The organism is Pelomonas nitida, from assembly GCF_043555975.1.
In the GTDB taxonomy this organism is placed as follows: Bacteria; Pseudomonadota; Gammaproteobacteria; order Burkholderiales; family Burkholderiaceae_C; genus Pelomonas; species Pelomonas nitida.
In genome coordinates, this window is sequence record NZ_JBIGIA010000010.1 from 80220 (window position 1) to 95797 (window position 15578).

At 69.3% G+C, this 15578-nt stretch carries 17 protein-coding genes; 9 read left to right on the top strand and 8 right to left on the bottom strand.

Features of this window, described 5'->3' with window-relative positions:
- Window positions 1–2 precede the first annotated feature (2 nt).
- The 4 genes from ACG00X_RS14170 to ACG00X_RS14185 are packed head-to-tail and all read right to left on the bottom strand — an operon-like array spanning window position 3 to window position 2603.
- The gene (locus ACG00X_RS14170) at window positions 3–683 is read right to left on the bottom strand and encodes a tetratricopeptide repeat protein (protein ID WP_394488838.1); all 681 of its coding nucleotides are present in this window, start codon (window positions 681–683) and stop codon (window positions 3–5) included.
- Complete coding sequence (locus ACG00X_RS14175; protein ID WP_394488839.1) at window positions 680–1543, bottom strand: hydrolase 1, exosortase A system-associated; 864 nt, start codon at window positions 1541–1543, stop codon at window positions 680–682. Before ACG00X_RS14175 ends, ACG00X_RS14170 begins: the two co-directional genes overlap by 4 nt.
- Complete coding sequence (locus ACG00X_RS14180; protein WP_394488840.1) at window positions 1540–2349, bottom strand: hydrolase 2, exosortase A system-associated; 810 nt, start codon at window positions 2347–2349, stop codon at window positions 1540–1542. Before ACG00X_RS14180 ends, ACG00X_RS14175 begins: the two co-directional genes overlap by 4 nt.
- Window positions 2346–2603 (bottom strand): acyl carrier protein, encoded by a 258-nt coding sequence (locus ACG00X_RS14185; RefSeq protein WP_394488841.1) that lies wholly within the window; start codon window positions 2601–2603, stop codon window positions 2346–2348. Before ACG00X_RS14185 ends, ACG00X_RS14180 begins: the two co-directional genes overlap by 4 nt.
- 122 nt (window positions 2604–2725) lie before the next feature.
- Here ACG00X_RS14185 and ACG00X_RS14190 point away from each other — a divergent pair, with 122 nt between their 5' ends.
- Together ACG00X_RS14190 and ACG00X_RS14195 are read left to right on the top strand one after the other, a co-directional pair.
- Window positions 2726–4315 (top strand): acyl-CoA ligase (AMP-forming), exosortase A system-associated, encoded by a 1590-nt coding sequence (locus ACG00X_RS14190; RefSeq protein WP_394488842.1) that lies wholly within the window; start codon window positions 2726–2728, stop codon window positions 4313–4315.
- Entirely contained in the window at window positions 4312–5574 is a 1263-nt protein-coding gene (locus ACG00X_RS14195; protein WP_394488843.1) for a pyridoxal-dependent decarboxylase, exosortase A system-associated, read from the top strand. The genes ACG00X_RS14190 and ACG00X_RS14195 overlap by 4 nt, the downstream gene beginning before the upstream one ends.
- Window positions 5575–5602: 28 nt before the next feature.
- On the opposite strand, the gene ACG00X_RS14200 is transcribed toward ACG00X_RS14195, so the two are convergent.
- From ACG00X_RS14200 to ACG00X_RS14210, 3 genes are read right to left on the bottom strand one after another with little or no spacing between them, the layout of a single operon-like run.
- The gene (locus tag ACG00X_RS14200; protein WP_394488844.1) at window positions 5603–6517 is read right to left on the bottom strand and encodes a hypothetical protein; all 915 of its coding nucleotides are present in this window, start codon (window positions 6515–6517) and stop codon (window positions 5603–5605) included.
- Complete coding sequence (locus tag ACG00X_RS14205) at window positions 6514–7251, bottom strand: arginyltransferase (RefSeq protein WP_394488845.1); 738 nt, start codon at window positions 7249–7251, stop codon at window positions 6514–6516. The genes ACG00X_RS14200 and ACG00X_RS14205 overlap by 4 nt, the downstream gene beginning before the upstream one ends.
- A complete protein-coding gene (locus ACG00X_RS14210; RefSeq protein ID WP_394488846.1) occupies window positions 7248–7979 on the bottom strand; it encodes a leucyl/phenylalanyl-tRNA--protein transferase in 732 nt (243 codons plus the stop codon). Before ACG00X_RS14210 ends, ACG00X_RS14205 begins: the two co-directional genes overlap by 4 nt.
- A 23-nt stretch (window positions 7980–8002) precedes the next feature.
- Between ACG00X_RS14210 and ACG00X_RS14215 the strand changes: the two genes are divergently transcribed.
- Together ACG00X_RS14215 and ACG00X_RS14220 are read left to right on the top strand one after the other, a co-directional pair.
- Window positions 8003–8374, top strand: coding sequence for an arsenate reductase (locus ACG00X_RS14215; protein ID WP_394488847.1), 372 nt, complete (start codon window positions 8003–8005; stop codon window positions 8372–8374).
- 81 nt (window positions 8375–8455) lie between these two features.
- Complete coding sequence (locus ACG00X_RS14220) at window positions 8456–9154, top strand: riboflavin synthase subunit alpha (protein ID WP_394488848.1); 699 nt, start codon at window positions 8456–8458, stop codon at window positions 9152–9154.
- Window positions 9155–9169: 15 nt separating this feature from the next.
- Here the strand turns inward: ACG00X_RS14220 and ACG00X_RS14225 are convergent, their stop codons facing one another.
- Window positions 9170–9898 carry a substrate-binding periplasmic protein gene (locus ACG00X_RS14225; protein WP_394488849.1) on the bottom strand — a complete coding sequence of 243 codons (729 nt, stop codon included), beginning with the start codon at window positions 9896–9898 and terminating at the stop codon, window positions 9170–9172.
- Between the two features lie 297 nt (window positions 9899–10195).
- On the opposite strand from ACG00X_RS14225, the gene kdpF reads away from it, so the two are divergent.
- From kdpF to kdpC, 5 genes are read left to right on the top strand one after another with little or no spacing between them, the layout of a single operon-like run.
- Window positions 10196–10288, top strand: coding sequence for a K(+)-transporting ATPase subunit F (gene kdpF / locus ACG00X_RS14230; protein WP_394488850.1), 93 nt, complete (start codon window positions 10196–10198; stop codon window positions 10286–10288).
- On the top strand, window positions 10285–12081 hold the full coding sequence (gene kdpA, locus ACG00X_RS14235; RefSeq protein ID WP_394488851.1) for a potassium-transporting ATPase subunit KdpA: 1797 nt from the start codon (window positions 10285–10287) through the stop codon (window positions 12079–12081). Before kdpF ends, kdpA begins: the two co-directional genes overlap by 4 nt.
- On the top strand, window positions 12078–14132 hold the full coding sequence (kdpB, locus tag ACG00X_RS14240) for a potassium-transporting ATPase subunit KdpB (protein WP_394488852.1): 2055 nt from the start codon (window positions 12078–12080) through the stop codon (window positions 14130–14132). The genes kdpA and kdpB overlap by 4 nt, the downstream gene beginning before the upstream one ends.
- 20 nt (window positions 14133–14152) lie before the next feature.
- The gene (locus tag ACG00X_RS14245) at window positions 14153–14872 is read left to right on the top strand and encodes a TorF family putative porin (protein ID WP_394488853.1); all 720 of its coding nucleotides are present in this window, start codon (window positions 14153–14155) and stop codon (window positions 14870–14872) included.
- Window positions 14873–14886: 14 nt separating this feature from the next.
- Window positions 14887–15504, top strand: coding sequence for a potassium-transporting ATPase subunit KdpC (gene kdpC / locus ACG00X_RS14250; protein WP_394488854.1), 618 nt, complete (start codon window positions 14887–14889; stop codon window positions 15502–15504).
- The last annotated feature ends 74 nt before the right edge of the window (window positions 15505–15578 follow it).

The following is a 15578-nucleotide window of genomic DNA, read 5'->3' on the forward strand; positions in this document are numbered from 1 at the left end:
GTTCAGGGCACCCCGGATGCGCTTGCGTCAGGCTTGGATGCGGCCTCCGCGACCGGCGCCGCTGCGGGCTCTTCCCACTTGTTCACGCGCTCGAGCTTGGTCTTCAGGTCGGTGCGTGGCAGCCCCAGCGCCAACGCCTTGTGCGCATGGGCCAGCGCCTGGCCGTAGTCCTTCAGATCGAAGTAAACCAGGCCCAGGTTGTACATGGCGAAGGCGTTGTCGGCTTCGGTCTGGTTCACATAGGCGAGGTGGGCGGGCACCTCCTTGAGGTCTCCGCGCTCGATCAGAAAACTGACATACAGCAGCCGCACGACGTAGTCGTCGGGCCGAAAGCGCAGCGCACGCTCGTAGAAGCAATCGATCGTGTAGGGCGCATCCTCGGCGGGGTTGCGCTTTTCCTTCTCCACCAACTTCTGCATCGCGAGCAGCGCTCGCGGATGGTTGGGGAAGGCGCGCAGCGTGTAGCCGATGTCATGGCCGAAGGTGCCGGTCTTGCGCGTCTGCAGCAACTCCACGCCGGCGGTGAAGTGGGCGTTCTCGACGAGGGACTTCTGGTCCCGCGTGGCGGCCCGGTAGTCATAGGGGCCGAACGCATAGTTGACCAGCGAGCCGCATGCGTTGTTGGTCTGCGCGCCGACGCCGCTGGCGGCCAGGAGCCCGAACAGCAGAACCCAGGTTCTCATGGGTGTGTTTCCGATGAAACGTTGAACGAGTTTAGCCAGCGACACGTGACGGTCTCCACCGCGTTGGCATCCTGACGGCTCGAGAAGGTGTGGTCCGCGCCGGGCAGATCCACGCGCGTGGTGGCGGGGCGGTGGATCAGGCCAGCCCAGTTGTCGGCATGGCTGACGTGCTCGAGGAACTCCTTGGCCGTGTAGTCGTCACCGCTGAGGATCAGCAGCACCGGCCCGTCGAAGCCGCGCAGCCCGGCGGCCATGCGGTCCTGGAAGCTGCGCGCGTCGGCCTTGGCGGCGCCAGCGCCGCGGGCCAGGTGCAGGTTGCGCCCCAGCGTGCGCAGGGCCGTGAGGCCGATGCCGCCACGCAGCAGCTTGAGCCAGAACGTCTTCTCGCGCAGCCGGCGCCAGTAGTAGTGCTTGACGTGCGTCTGCGCCAGCGTTGCCGCCGAGCGGGCCCAGGGGTTGAGCAGCGCGACGCCGGCAATGCGCGCATCGCGTGTCGTGTCCAGGTACATCAGCGCGGCCGATGCGGCATCGCACAGGCCCCACAGCACGACGCGGCGAAGGCCCGGGCGCGCCGCCAGCAGCGCGGTGATGGCCGCGCCGATGTCGGCCTCCACGGCGAGGAAGTCGCGCGCGTCGCCGGGGCTGTCGCCCATGCTGCGGTAGTCGAATCGCAGTGCGGTGAAGCCGTTGGCGGCGAGCTGCCTTGCCAGCAAGGCGAACTGGCGATGGCTGCCGACGCGGTATTGCGGCCCGCCGACGACGATGAGCACGCCGACATCGGCCGGCGTGCCGGCGGGCTCCGCGAGGATGCCGACCAGCGGCTGGCCTTCGCAGCTGAACGTCAGCACTGACTCCTTCACGCCAGCGCCTCCACGGTGCGGGCGATCAGCGCGGGTGCGACCTCGATTTCGGACGTGGCCCAGAAGCCCGGCCCCTGCACGAGCTGCGGCCGCACGGCCCAGCCGGCGTCGCGCCAGGCTTGCACCGTCTGCTGGCTGACCGGCGTCAGCGCGGCATCCTCGCGCGTGCTGACCTCCAGCCATTCGACCCGGCTGGGTGTGCCGGCGGGCGCAAAGCGGGCGGCTTCCAGGCCGGCCGCCAGCGCGGCCCCAAGGCCGTAACCCGCAATCTCGACGGGCCGTCCGGCGGCCAGCTCTGCCTTGAGCTGGTCCATCAAGCCTTTGCTCGCGCCGCCGGCCATCTCGGCCGCAAGCTTCAGGCGCAGGAACTGCTGCAGGGCCAGCTTGCCGCTGGCCATGGGCTGCCAGACCAGGTGGTTCACGGGCCGGCCCCAGTCCGCCGCCGCCAGCAGCGCGCCGGCGCGCAGGCTCCACAGCCACAGCGGCGCAGCCGGGGCCGGCACGCGCCGTTCCAGCTCGGCCAGGCCGAGCCGCACATCGGCCTGCCAGTCGGCCCAGCTGGCGTCGCCGAAGTCGGCCGACGAATCCCCGCAGCCGCGCAGGTCGATCTGCAGCACCGCATGGCCCGCCTCGGCCAACGCGCGGCAGGCCAGGGCGGCCATGCGCCGCGACTTGTTCATTTCCTCGGCGAACGGGTGCACGTAGAGCACGCGGCTGCGCGGTGCGCCGGCCGGTGCATGGAACAGGCAAAGCCGCTGCTCGCCGCCGTCGGCGGGCAGGAAGAAGACGTCGGCGTTCGGGATCAACCCTGGCGGGCCGCGACGAAGTCGGCCAGCGAGCCCACGGTGGCGAAGGTGTCGCCATCGATGTCGTCGTCGTCGACGGTCAGGCCCAGTTGTTCTTCCAGCGCCGTGATGAGGCTGACCACGGCCATGGAGTCCAGCTCGGGCAGGCTGCCCAGCAGCGGCGTGTCGCGGGTGAAGGTGAGGGCACGGCCGTTCAGGCTCAGCACATCGTCGAGAAGCCTCAGCACGTGGCCGAGCACCTGGGCGTTGTCCATGGATTTGGGGTGAGAAGAGCAGCCGCTCAGTTTAGCGGCGCGCCCCCTTGCCTCCGGGGAGCGCCCCCCTTGGCTTCGGGGGCGCGTGCGATACTTTTTTTACCCCGATCCGACCCGCGTCCATGCCCGAATCCACGCTGCTTCACGAGTTGGTGTCCGTCGCCGCCGAGCGCGCGCCCGACGCCCCGGCCCTGACCTACGGCGCTGTGACCTGGGCCTATGGCGCGCTGGCGTCGGCCGTGCAGGGGTTTGCCCACGGGCTCGCTGGCCTCGGGCTCGCACGTGGCGAGCGTGTGGCCATCTATCTCGAGAAACGTTTTGAGACGGTCGTTGCCAGCTTTGGCGCGCCCGCGGCCGGCGGCGTTTTCGTGCCGCTGAACCCCTTGCTCAAGCCCGAGCAGGTCGGCTTCATCCTGCGGGACTGCGACGTGCGCGTGCTGGTCACATCGCCCGAACGCCTCGCCCAGTTGCCCGAGGTGCTGGCGCAATGCCCGGCGCTGCGCCATGTGGTGCTGACCGGCGGCATGGGCGCCGCCCCGGTGCCGGTGCACGACTGGGCCGCGCTGCTGGCGTCGCCCGCGCGAGGCGGCCACCGTGTCATCGACACCGACATGGCCGCCATCCTCTACACCTCCGGCTCCACGGGGCGCCCCAAGGGTGTCGTGCTGTCGCACCGCAACATGGTGGCGGGCGGCAAGAGCGTGGCCAGCTACCTGCGCAACCACGCGGGGGATACGCTGCTTGCGGCCTTGCCGCTGTCGTTCGACGCCGGCTTCAGCCAGCTCACGACAGCCTTCCACAGCGGCGCGCGCGTGGTGCTGCTGAACTACCTGCTGCCCAAGGATGTGCTGAAGGCCATGGAGCGCGAGCAGGTGACCGGCCTGACGGCCGTACCGCCGCTCTACATCCAGCTGACGCAGCTGGACTGGCCCGCCGCCATCGACGCCAACTTGCGCTATTTCGCCAATACCGGCGGCCGCATGCCGCGCGCAACGCTGGACCTGCTGCGCGCCCGCGTGCCTTCGGCGCAGCCCTTCCTGATGTACGGCCTGACCGAGGCTTTCCGCTCGACCTATCTGCCGCCCGAGGAGGTGGACCGCCGGCCCGACTCCATCGGCAAGGCCATCCCCAACGCCGAGATCCTGGTGCTGCGCGAGGACGGCACCGAGTGCGCGCCCGACGAGCCGGGCGAGCTGGTGCACCGCGGCGCACTGGTGGGCCTGGGCTACTGGAACGACGCCGAGAAGACGGCCGAGCGCTACAAGCCGCTGCCGGTCGGTGTCGGTGGCCGTGAGGGCGGGCTGCAATTGCCCGAGTTCGCCGTGTTCTCCGGCGATACGGTCAGGCGCGATGCCGAAGGCTTCCTCTACTTCGTCGGCCGCCGCGACGAGATGATGAAGACCTCGGGCTACCGCGTCAGCCCGACCGAGGTGGAAGAGATCCTGTACGCGACCGGCCTGGTGGGCGAGTGCGTGGCGTTCGGCGTCCACCACGACAGCTTGGGCCAGGCGATCCAGGTCATTGCGACGCCGCCCGAAGGCGCCCCCGAGCTGGACGCTGCCGCGCTGACCGCAGCGTGCAAGGCGCGCATGCCGGCCTACATGGTGCCGCACGGCATCGAGGCCCGCACCGGCCCGCTGCCCCGCAACCCGAACGGCAAGATCGACCGCAAGACCCTCTCGACCGACTGGGTCGAGCGAAACGCCGCATGAGCGAAACCACTGCGCCCAAGCGTGCCCTCGAGCACGCCCCTGTTCTGTTCCCCCGCGATGCGAATGGCGAGCTGCTCGTCGGCGGCCAGCGCCTGTCCGTGCTGGCCGAGCGTGTCGGGCAGACGCCGTTCTATGCTTACGACCGCGGCCTGTTGAAGGCCCGCGTCGCCGAACTGCGAGCCGCGCTGCCGCAGGGCATCGAGCTGCACTACGCGATGAAGGCCAACCCGATGCCGGCGTTGGTGCAGCTGATGGCCGGGCTGGTGGACGGCATCGACGTGGCCTCGGCCGGCGAGCTGCAGGTCGCGTTGAACGCCGGCGCGGACCCGCACGAGATCAGCTTCGCCGGCCCGGGCAAGCGTGACATCGAGCTGGGACAGGCCGTGGCGGCTGGCGTGCTCGTCAACGTCGAGTCGGCGCGCGAGCTGGCGCCGCTGGCGCGGGCCTCGCAGCGGCTGGGCCTGCCGGCCCGCGTTGCGCTGCGCGTGAACCCCGACTTCGAGCTCAAGGGCTCGGGCATGCGCATGAGCGGCGGCCCCAAGCAGTTCGGCATCGACGCCGAAGCGCTGCCCGAGGTGCTGGCCGGGGTGGGCCGCCTGAGTGGCGACGGGGTCGCGTTTGAAGGCTTCCACCTGTTCGCGGGTTCGCAGAACCTGAAGGCCGAGGCGATCTGCGAGGCGCAGCAGAAGAGCTACGAGCTGGCGCTGAGACTGGCTTCAGACGCGCCGGCACCGGTCAAGTTCCTGAACCTCGGTGGCGGCTTCGGCATCCCCTATTTCCCGGGCGAGACGCGGCTGGATCTGGCGCCCATCGCCGACAACCTTGCCGCGCTGCAGCAGCGCGCCAAGGCCGACCTGCCCCAGGCCAAGCTGGTCATCGAGCTGGGCCGTTATTTCGTCGGCGAGGCGGGCGTCTACGTGAGCCGTATCGTCGACCGCAAGGTGTCGCGCGGCCAGGTGTTCCTGGTGGCGGACGGCGGGCTGCACCATCACCTGTCGGCCTCGGGCAATTTCGGCCAGGTGCTGCGCAAGAACTACCCGGCTTCCATCGAGCCGCAAGGCCGGCGCGAGACGTCCACCGAGTCAGCCAGCGTCGTCGGCCCGCTGTGCACGCCGCTGGACCTGCTGGCCGACCGCATGGACATGGCCCGGAGCGAGGTCGGTGACTTGGCGGTGGTCTACCAGAGCGGAGCCTATGGCCGCAGCGCCAGCCCGGAGGGGTTCCTGGGGCACCCGGGGTGCGTGGAAGTGCTGGTGTGAATCCGGGTAGGCGGTCGATGGTCTGGCTTTACGGCGATGGGATAGCTGCCTCCACCAACCAGCGCCGGCTGGGGTAATCGATGGTCAGGACGCTGTGCATGAACGGCGCCATGCCCACCAGGCCGATCACGTGGACCGTGGGGCGGAAGGCCAGTGCGGGGCAATAGGTGGTGCGCCGGGCCACCGGACCGAAGTCGTCGATGCCGACCGTATCCACCGTCGGCGCCGACACGCATTCCAGCGAACGACTCCATGAGTTGACGATGAAACTCGTGATGTGCTGGCCTTGCAGCGCTGCCGACCCTGTGAGCTGGGTCCACCACCGAGCGTCCAACGCCCCGATCTCCGCAGACGCCGCGCCGGTGTCCAACATCCCGTAGCCTTTGCCAGCTCGTCGGGCGTCCAGCTCGATGAAGATGTGTCCCCCCTCATTGAGTCCGCCGTCCGCGGGCGGTGTGGCATAGAAGAAGCGTCGAGCGTTGGGGTGCCGGTCCAGCGTGGAACCTGTCTGCCAGGCCAGTCGCTGGCGTGGGATGTCCAGTGTCAGCGTGCCGTGCTCGAAGAAGGCGTTGCCCAGTGTGCCGACCGCGCTGCCCGGGGTGCATTCGTCAATGGCGCGCTGCGTTGCCAAGCCGACCTCGGCACGGGCTTCCAGTTCGCCCAGTCTCAGCCTCAGTGGCCGCCTGGGCCCGTCGTTGTCGGTTGCCGAATGCCAGATCAGCGCTGAATTGGCACCGGTGTCGAGCTGCATGTCGCAGGTGCGCTCGCCCAGCGTGACAGGCACGAGCAGGGCCAAAGGCGTTGGGGGCAGTCCGCCGAGGCTGCCGACGTGCCAGTGAAACGGCAGAAAGGCCGGCGGCTGCGTAGGTGCGTCAGCGCTGAGGCCAGCGGTCGCGATGAACGCGGCGAGCCCGACCAGCAGCCTCGGGGCCTTCACCGTCATCCAGCCCCGTCTTCCCACACGCCGTTGCGCAGGATCTGATGCGGCCTGAAGCCCGACTTGTAGGCCATCTTGGGGCTTTCCTCGATCCAGTAGCCCAGGTAGACGTGATGGAGCCTGAGTTCGCGTGCCTGCTGGATCTGCCACAGCACGCCGTAGGTGCCGTAGCTGGCCTCGATGTCGGGGTCGTAGAAGGTGTAGACCGCCGACAGGCCGTCGCTGAGGATGTCGAGGATGGACACCATGCGCAGCGGCGTGCTGCCGTCGGGCATGGTTTCGCGGAATTCGACGAGGCGGCTGTTGATGCGGCTTTGCAGCAGGAACTGGGTGTATTGGTCGACGCTGTCGTGGTCCATGCCGCCGCCGCTGTGTCGGCCGGCCTGGTAGCGCAGGTACAGCGCGTAGTGCTCGGGCGAGTAGCCCAGGCGCATGACCTTGGACTGCAGGTGGCGGTGCGCTTTCCAGGCGCGCTTTTGACTGCGCGTGGGCTGGAAGCGGTCGACCGGCAGGCGCAGCGCGACGCAGGCCCGGCATTGGTCGCAGTAGGGGCGGTAGGTGAACAGGCCGCTGCGTCGAAACCCGGCGGCGACCAGGTTGGAGTAGGCGTCGGCGTGGATCAGGTGGCTGGGCGTGGCGACCTGAGAGCGCGCCTGGCGGCCGGCCACGTAGCTGCAGGGATAGGCGGCCGTGGCATAGAACTGGATCTGCGCGAGGGGCAGTTCTTTGGGGTGGGTCACGTCGAGGTCAGAAGCCTGTGCCAGTGGTCCGGATGATAGGTCCACGGGCCCGGGGTGGCCGCGCCGGCATGCGCTGCCAGGTGGGCTTCGAACACGTTTCTGGCGACTTCGGCGCCGCCCAGCGAGGCCAGGTGGCGGGTGTTCTGCTGGCAGTCGATCCACGGGATGTCGAACTCGCGGCACAGGCAGACCAGCGCGCACAGGGCGATCTTGGAGGCGTCGGTGCGGCGCATGAACATGGATTCGCCGTAGAACATGCGGCCGAGGTTGACGCCGTACAGGCCGCCGACGAGTTCGCCATCCACCCAGGTCTCGACGCTGTGCATCGCCGGCCAGGCCACGTAGGCGGCCTGCAACTCGGGCACGATCCAGGTGCCGTCCTGCCCCTCGCGCGGCGTGCTGGCGCAGGCCCGCAGCACGGCGGCGCGGTCGTGGTCGATGCGGATCTCGCAGCCCGGCGTGGCCGCGAAGCGCTGCACGGTCTTGCGCAGCGAGCGCGACAGCTTGAAGTCGGCCGTCTTCAGCACCATGCGCGGATCGGGCGCCCACCACAGCGGCGGCTGGCCGGGGCCGTACCAGGGAAAGATGCCGCGCCGGTAGGCCGCTGCCAGCCGTTCGGGCGTCAGCGTGCCGCCGGCGGCGAGCAGGCCCGGGGCATCGGTGTCGGGGCCCAGCGCGCGGTGGCTGGGGGGGAATTCGAGGGAAGCGTCGTCCAGCCAGTCGATCATGGCGGCATGGTACGGTCGCCGCCATGATCACCGTCTACGGCATTCCGAACTGCGACACCGTCAAGAAGGCTCGCGCCTGGCTGGCGGAGAACGGCCAGCAGGTCAACTTCCACGATTTCAAGAAGCAGGGCGTTCCCGTGGAACTGCTGCCTGCCTGGCTCGCGGCCTTCGGGCGCGACAAGCTCATCAACCGGGCCGGCACCACCTGGCGCAAGCTCGACGAGGCGACCCGCGCGGCCGTGGTGGACGAGGCATCGGCCATCGCCTTGATGCTGGCCGAGCCCAGTGTCATCAAGCGCCCGGTGGTGCAGTGGCACGACGGGGCCTGGACGCTGGGTTTCAACGCCGAGGCGTTCGCAGCGAAGGCATCGAGTCTCTTGGGCCCGGGGCGCTGAACCACCTCGCGTGGTCTGCGGGTCAGCTGGTAAGCTGGCGGCATCCATCAAAACGGCCCCACCCCGGGGCCTTTTTTCATCATGTTCACAGGCATCGTCCAGGGCGTCGCCCGCGTCGAATCGATCGAGGCCCGCGAGGGGCTGCACACGCTGGCGTTGAAGCTGCCGGCCGGTTTCGACGGCGAGCTGGCCATCGGCGCCAGCGTGTCCTGTGACGGCGTGTGCCTCACGGTCACCGAGCGGCCCGCGCCGGATGTGGCGCTGTTCGACGTGATGGCGCAGACGCTGAAGCTGACGACGCTGGGCGGCCTGCAGGTCGGCTCTGGGCTCAATGTGGAGCGGGCGGCCAAGGATGGCGCCGAGATCGGTGGCCACCCGGTGTCGGGGCATGTCGATGTGTCGGCCAGCATCGCGGAGATCCGCAAGCCCGACAACAACCACGTCATCCGCTTCGCCGTGCCGGCGCCGTGGATGCGCTATGTCTTCCCCAAAGGCTACATCGGCGTCAACGGCTGCAGCCTGACGGTGGCCGAGTCGCAGCGCGCGCGCGACGGTTCGGGCTGGTTCGAGGTCTGGCTCATCCCCGAGACGCTGCGCATGACGACCTTCGCCGACAAGGTCGTGGGTGACGCCATCCATCTGGAGATCGACCGCAGCACGCAGGTCGTCGTGGACACCGTGCGCGATGCGCTCGACGAGAAGCTGGGGCCGCTGTTGCCCGTGCTGGAGGCGATCGCGCGGGAGCGCGGCATCGACCTGACCCAGTTGACGCTGGGTTGACGCGGGGTTGAAGCGTCAGCCTTCGCGCTGGCGCTCCAGCTCCGGCCCATGGCGCGCGATGACGCGGTTGAGCCTGTCGATGACCCACCTCCAGCGGCCGTCGTGGGCCGTCGCGAAATGCAGGGCCACCGAGGTCATCGGCTGTGGCACCAGCGCCAGGTCGAGCTCCTTCAGGCTGGCCAGCGCCGGATGCCTGATCGCCTGCGCGGCCTGAGCGGTTTCCAGGGTGAGCAGCGCCGCCACGCAACGTCGCGAGCCCACCATGCGCAGCGCGCCGCCGTCGTCGGCTGCCTCGCGAAAGAGCATGCGGCCCAGGCCTGCTGCCGTGAACAGATCGCCATAGGCCGACCCGCGCGCCCAGCACACCGGCTGGCCCGCCAGGTCGGCGTAGCGGCGGATCTCGTGCTGGCGTTCCTTGGGCACGACGGCCCAGGTGAAGTTGGACCAGACGGGTTGGCTGAAGAGCAGCACCCGTTCCCGCTCACGCGTGCGGGCGAGCCCGTACATGACGCCTTCGCCGGCGGCTGCCAGCTCCTGCGCGCGCAGCCACGGCGTGGGCTGGTAGTGCCAGCGCAGATCGGCCTTGCGGCCCACCCAGTCCAGCATCTGGGGCGTGCGGTCCGAGGGCGGGCCGGTGCCGATGTACAGGGGCACCGCCGGTGGGCTCGCGGCGAGCGCGGCCGGCGCCTGGGCCAGGCCCCAGGCCAGCAACCGGCGGCGGCTGGGTGAACCGAACAAGGGCATGGGCGGATTCTAGAGAGCGCCGGGCCGCGGTCTTGATACGTTCTTGATGCCGCCCGCCGCGATCTTGTCGGCGGTTTGACGGCGCGATTTCCAGAATGGCATCCATGTTTTTGGAGGTGTCATGGACATCGTTTATCTCGGTCTCGGCGCAGCCCTCGCGCTCGTGACCGGCCTCGCGGCCTGGGGCTGCGACAAGCTCAGCGGCCGCCGGGCCGCCCCAAGGCCGCTGATCCCCCTCGGGGGGCAGGCTGGCGCTCAGCCAGCCTTGGGGGCGAACAGTGCCACGAGGAGGAAGTCATGAACGGCTTCGAACTCGCCGCCACCGTTCTCGTCGTCGGGCTGGTGGGTTATCTGTTCTGGGCGCTGCTGTTCCCGGAGGATCTGTCATGAACAGTTCCGCCTGGATGCAACTCATCGCCTTCCTCGTCGTGCTGCTGGTGCTTGCCTGGCCGCTGGCGCGCTGGATCCATGCCGTCATGGAAGGCCGCATCGAGGGGCTGCGCCGCATCGAGGGCGGCCTGCTGCGGCTGGCCGGCGTCAATGCCGACGCCGAGCAGGGATGGCTGCGTTATGCCCTCGGTCTGTTGATCTTCAATGGCCTGGGCGTGCTGGCGGTCTACGCGCTGCAGCGGCTGCAGGCGCTGCTGCCCTTCAATCCCCAGGGGCTGGGTGCGGTGTCACCCGACTCGGCGTTCAACACTGCCATCAGCTTCGTCACCAACACGAACTGGCAGGGCTACGGCGGCGAGTCGACGATGAGCTATCTGACGCAGATGCTCGCGCTGACGGTACAGAACTTCCTGTCTGCGGCCACGGGCATCGCCGTCGTCGTCGCGCTGCTGCGCGGCTTCGCCCGTCACAGCTCGCGCGCCATCGGCAACATCTGGGCCGACCTGACCCGCGCCACATTGTGGGTGCTGCTGCCGCTGTCGCTGGTGTTCGCCATCGTGCTGGCCGGCATGGGCGTCGTGCAGACCTTCAAGCCCTACCAGGACGTGACCACCATCGAGGCGCAGACCTGGCAGGAGCCTAAGCTCGACGCCACCGGCCAGCCGCTCAAGGGCGCCGACGGCCAGCCCGTCATGGAAGACAAGACGGGCCAGACGCAGACCATCGCCGTCGGCCCGGTCGCGTCGCAGCTGGCCATCAAGATGCTGGGCACCAACGGCGGGGGCTTCTTCAACGCCAACTCGGCCCATCCGTTCGAGAACCCGACGGCCGCGACCAACGCACTGCAGATGCTGGCGATCTTCCTGATCCCGGCGGCGCTGTGTTTCGTCATGGGCCGCCAGGTGGGTGACATGCGCCAGGGCTGGGCCATCCTGGGCGCGATGACGGCGATGTTCGTCGTCGCCGTCGTCATCGCCACCGGTGCCGAGCAGGCCGGCAACCCGCGGCTGGCGGCGCTGGGCGTGGACGCCGCGCAGAGCGTGGCCCAGTCAGGCGGCAACATGGAAGGCAAGGACGTGCGCTTCGGCATCGAGGCCTCATCGCTGTTCGCCGTCATCACGACGGCCGCCAGCTGCGGCGCGGTCAACGCGATGCACGACAGCTTCACGCCGCTGGGTGGCCTGGTGCCCATGGTCATGATGCAGCTGGGCGAGGTGGTGTTCGGCGGCGTCGGCGCGGGCCTCTACGGCATGCTGGTGTTCGCCATCCTGGCCGTGTTCGTGGCCGGGCTGATGATCGGCCGCACGCCCGAGTACCTCGGCAAGAAGATCGAAGCGCATGAGATGAAGATGGTCTCGCTGGCCATCCTGCTCACGCCGCTGGCGGTGCTTGTCGGCACGGCCATCGCCGTGGCCACCGAGGGCGGCCACGCCGGCATCGCCGCCCCGGGCGCGCACGGTTTCAGCGAGGTGCTGTACGCGCTCTCGTCTGCCGGCAACAACAACGGCAGCGCCTTCGCCGGCCTCTCCGCCAACACGCCCTTCTACAACCTGCTGCTGGGCTTGGTCATGTGGATTGGCCGCTTCGGCGTCATCCTGCCCGTGCTCGCCATGGCTGGCTCCTTCGCGGGCAAGAAGCGCATCGCGGCAGGCGAGGGCACGCTGCCCACGCACGGCCCGCTGTTCGTCGCGCTACTGATCGGCGTGGTGCTGCTGGTCGGCCTTCTGAACTATGTGCCCGCCCTGGCTCTCGGCCCGGTCGTCGAGCACCTGATCCTGTGGAGCGCTCAATGACACGCGCTGGTTTCTCCCTCTTCGACCCGGCACTGGCCCGCCAGGCCCTGGTCGAGTCGTTCACCAAGCTGGACCCGCGCACTCAAGCGCGCAACCCGGTGATGTTCGTCGTCTACCTGGGCAGCCTGCTGACGACGGCCCTGTCCATGGCCCAACCCGACGGCTTCGTCATCTCGGTGACGGTGTGGCTGTGGTTCACCGTGCTGTTCGCCAACTTTGCCGAGGCGCTGGCCGAAGGCCGCAGCAAGGCGCAGGCCGCGTCGCTGCGCGGCCTGAAGAAGGAGACCTGGGCCAAGGTCGCCGACGACTGGAAGCCCGGCACCGCGCGTGACGGCCTGAAGTGGCATCCGCGCGAGGCCGGCACGCTGCGCAAGGGTGAGGTGGTGCTCATCGAAGCCGGCGACGTAGTGCCGGCTGACGCCGAAGTCATCGATGGCGTCGCCTCGGTGGACGAAAGCGCCATCACCGGTGAATCGGCGCCGGTCATCCGCGAGAGCGGTGGTGATTTCTCGGCGCTGACCGGCGGCACGCGCGTGCTGTCTGACTGGCTCATCGCCCGCGTGGCCGTCAACCCCGGCGAGACCTTCGTCGACCGCATGATCGCGATGGTGGAGGGCGCGCAGCGCAAGCGCACGCCCAACGAGATCGCGCTGACCATCCTGCTCGTCGCGCTGACGCTGGTGTTCCTGGGTGTCTGCGCCACGCTGCTGCCGTTCTCGCAGTTCAGCGTGGCCGTGGCCGGCGCGGGCACGCCGGTGAGCCTGGTCGTGCTCGTCGCGCTGCTGGTGTGCCTGATCCCGACGACCATCGCCGGCCTGCTGTCGGCCGTGGGCGTGGCGGGCATGAGCCGCATGCTGCAGGCCAACGTCATCGCCACCTCCGGTCGCGCCGTCGAGGCGGCCGGCGACGTGGACGTGCTGCTGCTCGACAAGACCGGCACCATCACGCTGGGCAACCGCCAGGCCGATGCGTTCTGGCCGCTGGACGGCGTCAGCGAGGCTCAGCTGGCCGACGCGGCGCGCCTGGCCTCGCTGGCCGACGAGACGCCCGAGGGCCGCAGCATCGTGGCACTCGCCGACCGCAAGTTCGGCGCCACCCCCGCGGTCGCCGAGCGTGGCGTGTTCGTGCCCTTCACGGCGCAGACGCGCATGAGCGGCGTGGACCTGGGGGCGCGCGTCATCCGCAAGGGCGCTGGCAGTGCCGTGCGTGCGCATGTCGAGGCCTTGCACGGCCGCTGGCCCGCCGGCGTGCAGGCCAGCGTCGATGAAGCCGCGCGCCGTGGCAGCACGCCGCTGGTGGTGGTGGATGGCACGCAGGTGCTGGGCGTCGTCGAGCTGAAGGACATCGTCAAGCCCGGCATCAAGGAGCGCTTCGCGCAACTGCGCCGCATGGGCATCAAGACCGTCATGGTCACCGGTGACAACCGCCTGACGGCCGCGGCCATCGCGGCCGAGGCCGGCGTCGATGACTTCCTGGCCGAAGCCACGCCCGAGGCCAAGCTGGCGCTGATCCGCGAGCACCAGAGCCAGGGCAGGCTCGTCGCGATGACCGGCGACGGCACCAACGACGCGCCGGCGCTGGCCCAGGCCGACGTCGCCGTCGCGATGAACACCGGTACGCAGGCTGCCAAGGAGGCCGGCAACATGGTGGACCTCGACAGCAACCCGACCAAGCTCATCGAGGTCGTCGAGACCGGCAAGCAGATGCTGATGACGCGCGGCTCGCTGACGACGTTCTCCATCGCCAACGACCTGGCCAAGTACTTCGCCGTGCTGCCGGCGGCGTTCGTGTCGACCTACCCGCAGCTGGCCGCGCTGAACGTCATGCGGCTGCAAAGCCCCAACTCGGCCATCCTCTCCGCCGTCATCTTCAACGCGTTGATCATCGTCGTGCTGATCCCGCTGGCGCTCAAGGGCGTGCGCTACCGCGCCATCGGCGCCGCCGCGCTGCTGCGCCGCAACCTGCTGGTCTACGGCCTGGGCGGCGTCATCGTCCCGTTCATCGGCATCAAGGCCATCGACCTCATCCTCGTCGCGCTGGGCCTGGCCTGAGCGCGCATCCAGACATTCCCATGAAGAAAACTCTCGCCGTTTCTGTTCTTGCCATCGCCGCCGCTGTTCCCGCCTTTGCGCAGGAAGCCAGCCCGTTGACCTTCAACGTCGGCGCCGTCAGCGACTACCGCTACCGCGGCATCTCCCAGACCCGCCTCAAGCCTGCGCTGCAAGGCGGTATCGACTACGCAGCCCCCAGCGGCTTCTACGCTGGCGCCTGGGGCTCCACCATCAAGTGGATCAAGGACGCCGGCGGCGACGCCGATGTCGAGATCGACGTCTACGGTGGCTACAAGGCCGAGGTCGCCAAGGGCCTGGTGCTGGACGTCGGCCTGCTGCAGTACGTTTACCCCAGCCACGAGCTGGGCATCAGCCCCGACACGCTGGAAGCCTACGCCGCCGTCAGCGTCGGCCCCGTCACGGCCAAGTATTCGCACAGCACGACCAACCTGTTCGGCATCGCCGACAGCAAGGGCTCGGGCTACTTCGACCTCGCGGCCAACGTCGACTTGGGCGACGGCATGACGCTGACCCCCCATGTCGGCCACCAGACGGTGAGGCGCAACGCCGCAGCCTCGTACACCGACTACTCGCTGACGCTGGCCAAGGACTTCTCCGGCCTGGTCGTCAGCGGCGCCGTCGTCGGCACCGATGCCGAGAAGGCCGCGTACACCAGCGCTGCCGGCGCCAAGTTCCTCGGCAAGACCGGCTTGGTGCTGGGCCTGAAGAAGACGTTCTGAACAGGAGTTTCGTCATGACCACCACGCTTGCAACCCCGGCCACCTCGACCGGCACGACCGACGTGCCGCTGTGGCGCCCCGCGCTGACGCTGTTCGTCGCGCTCAGCCTCGTCACGGGCCTGGCCTACCCGCTGGTCGTCACCGGCGTCGCGCAGACGGTGTTCCCGCGGCAGGCCAACGGCAGCCTCGTCGTGCATGACGGCAAGACCGTCGGCTCGGCGTTGATCGGCCAGCGCTTCGGCGACCCCGGCCACTTCTGGAGCCGCCCGTCCGCCACGGGGCCCATGCCCAACAACGCGGCCAACTCGGCCGGCTCCAACCTGGCGCCCACGGCGCCTGCGCTGGTCGACGCCGTGAAGGCCCGGGTCGAGGCGCTGCGTGCCGCTGACCCCGACAACAGCGCGCCCGTGCCCGTGGACCTGGTGACCACCTCAGCCAGCGGCCTGGACCCGCACATCAGCCGCGCCGCGGCCGATTACCAGGTCGCCCGGGTGGCCCGCGTGCGCGGCCTGCCGGTGGCCCAGGTGCAGGCGCTCGTGGCGCAGCACACCGAGGGCCGCTGGCTGGGCTTCGTCGGTGAGCCGCGTGTGAACGTGCTGCAGCTCAATCTCGCGCTCGAAGCCAGCCAGTGAGGTGCCGAGGTGGACTGGCTGTACGCGCTGCTCGCGTTGAGCACGATCGCGCTGCCGTTGGCGGCGGTGTGGTG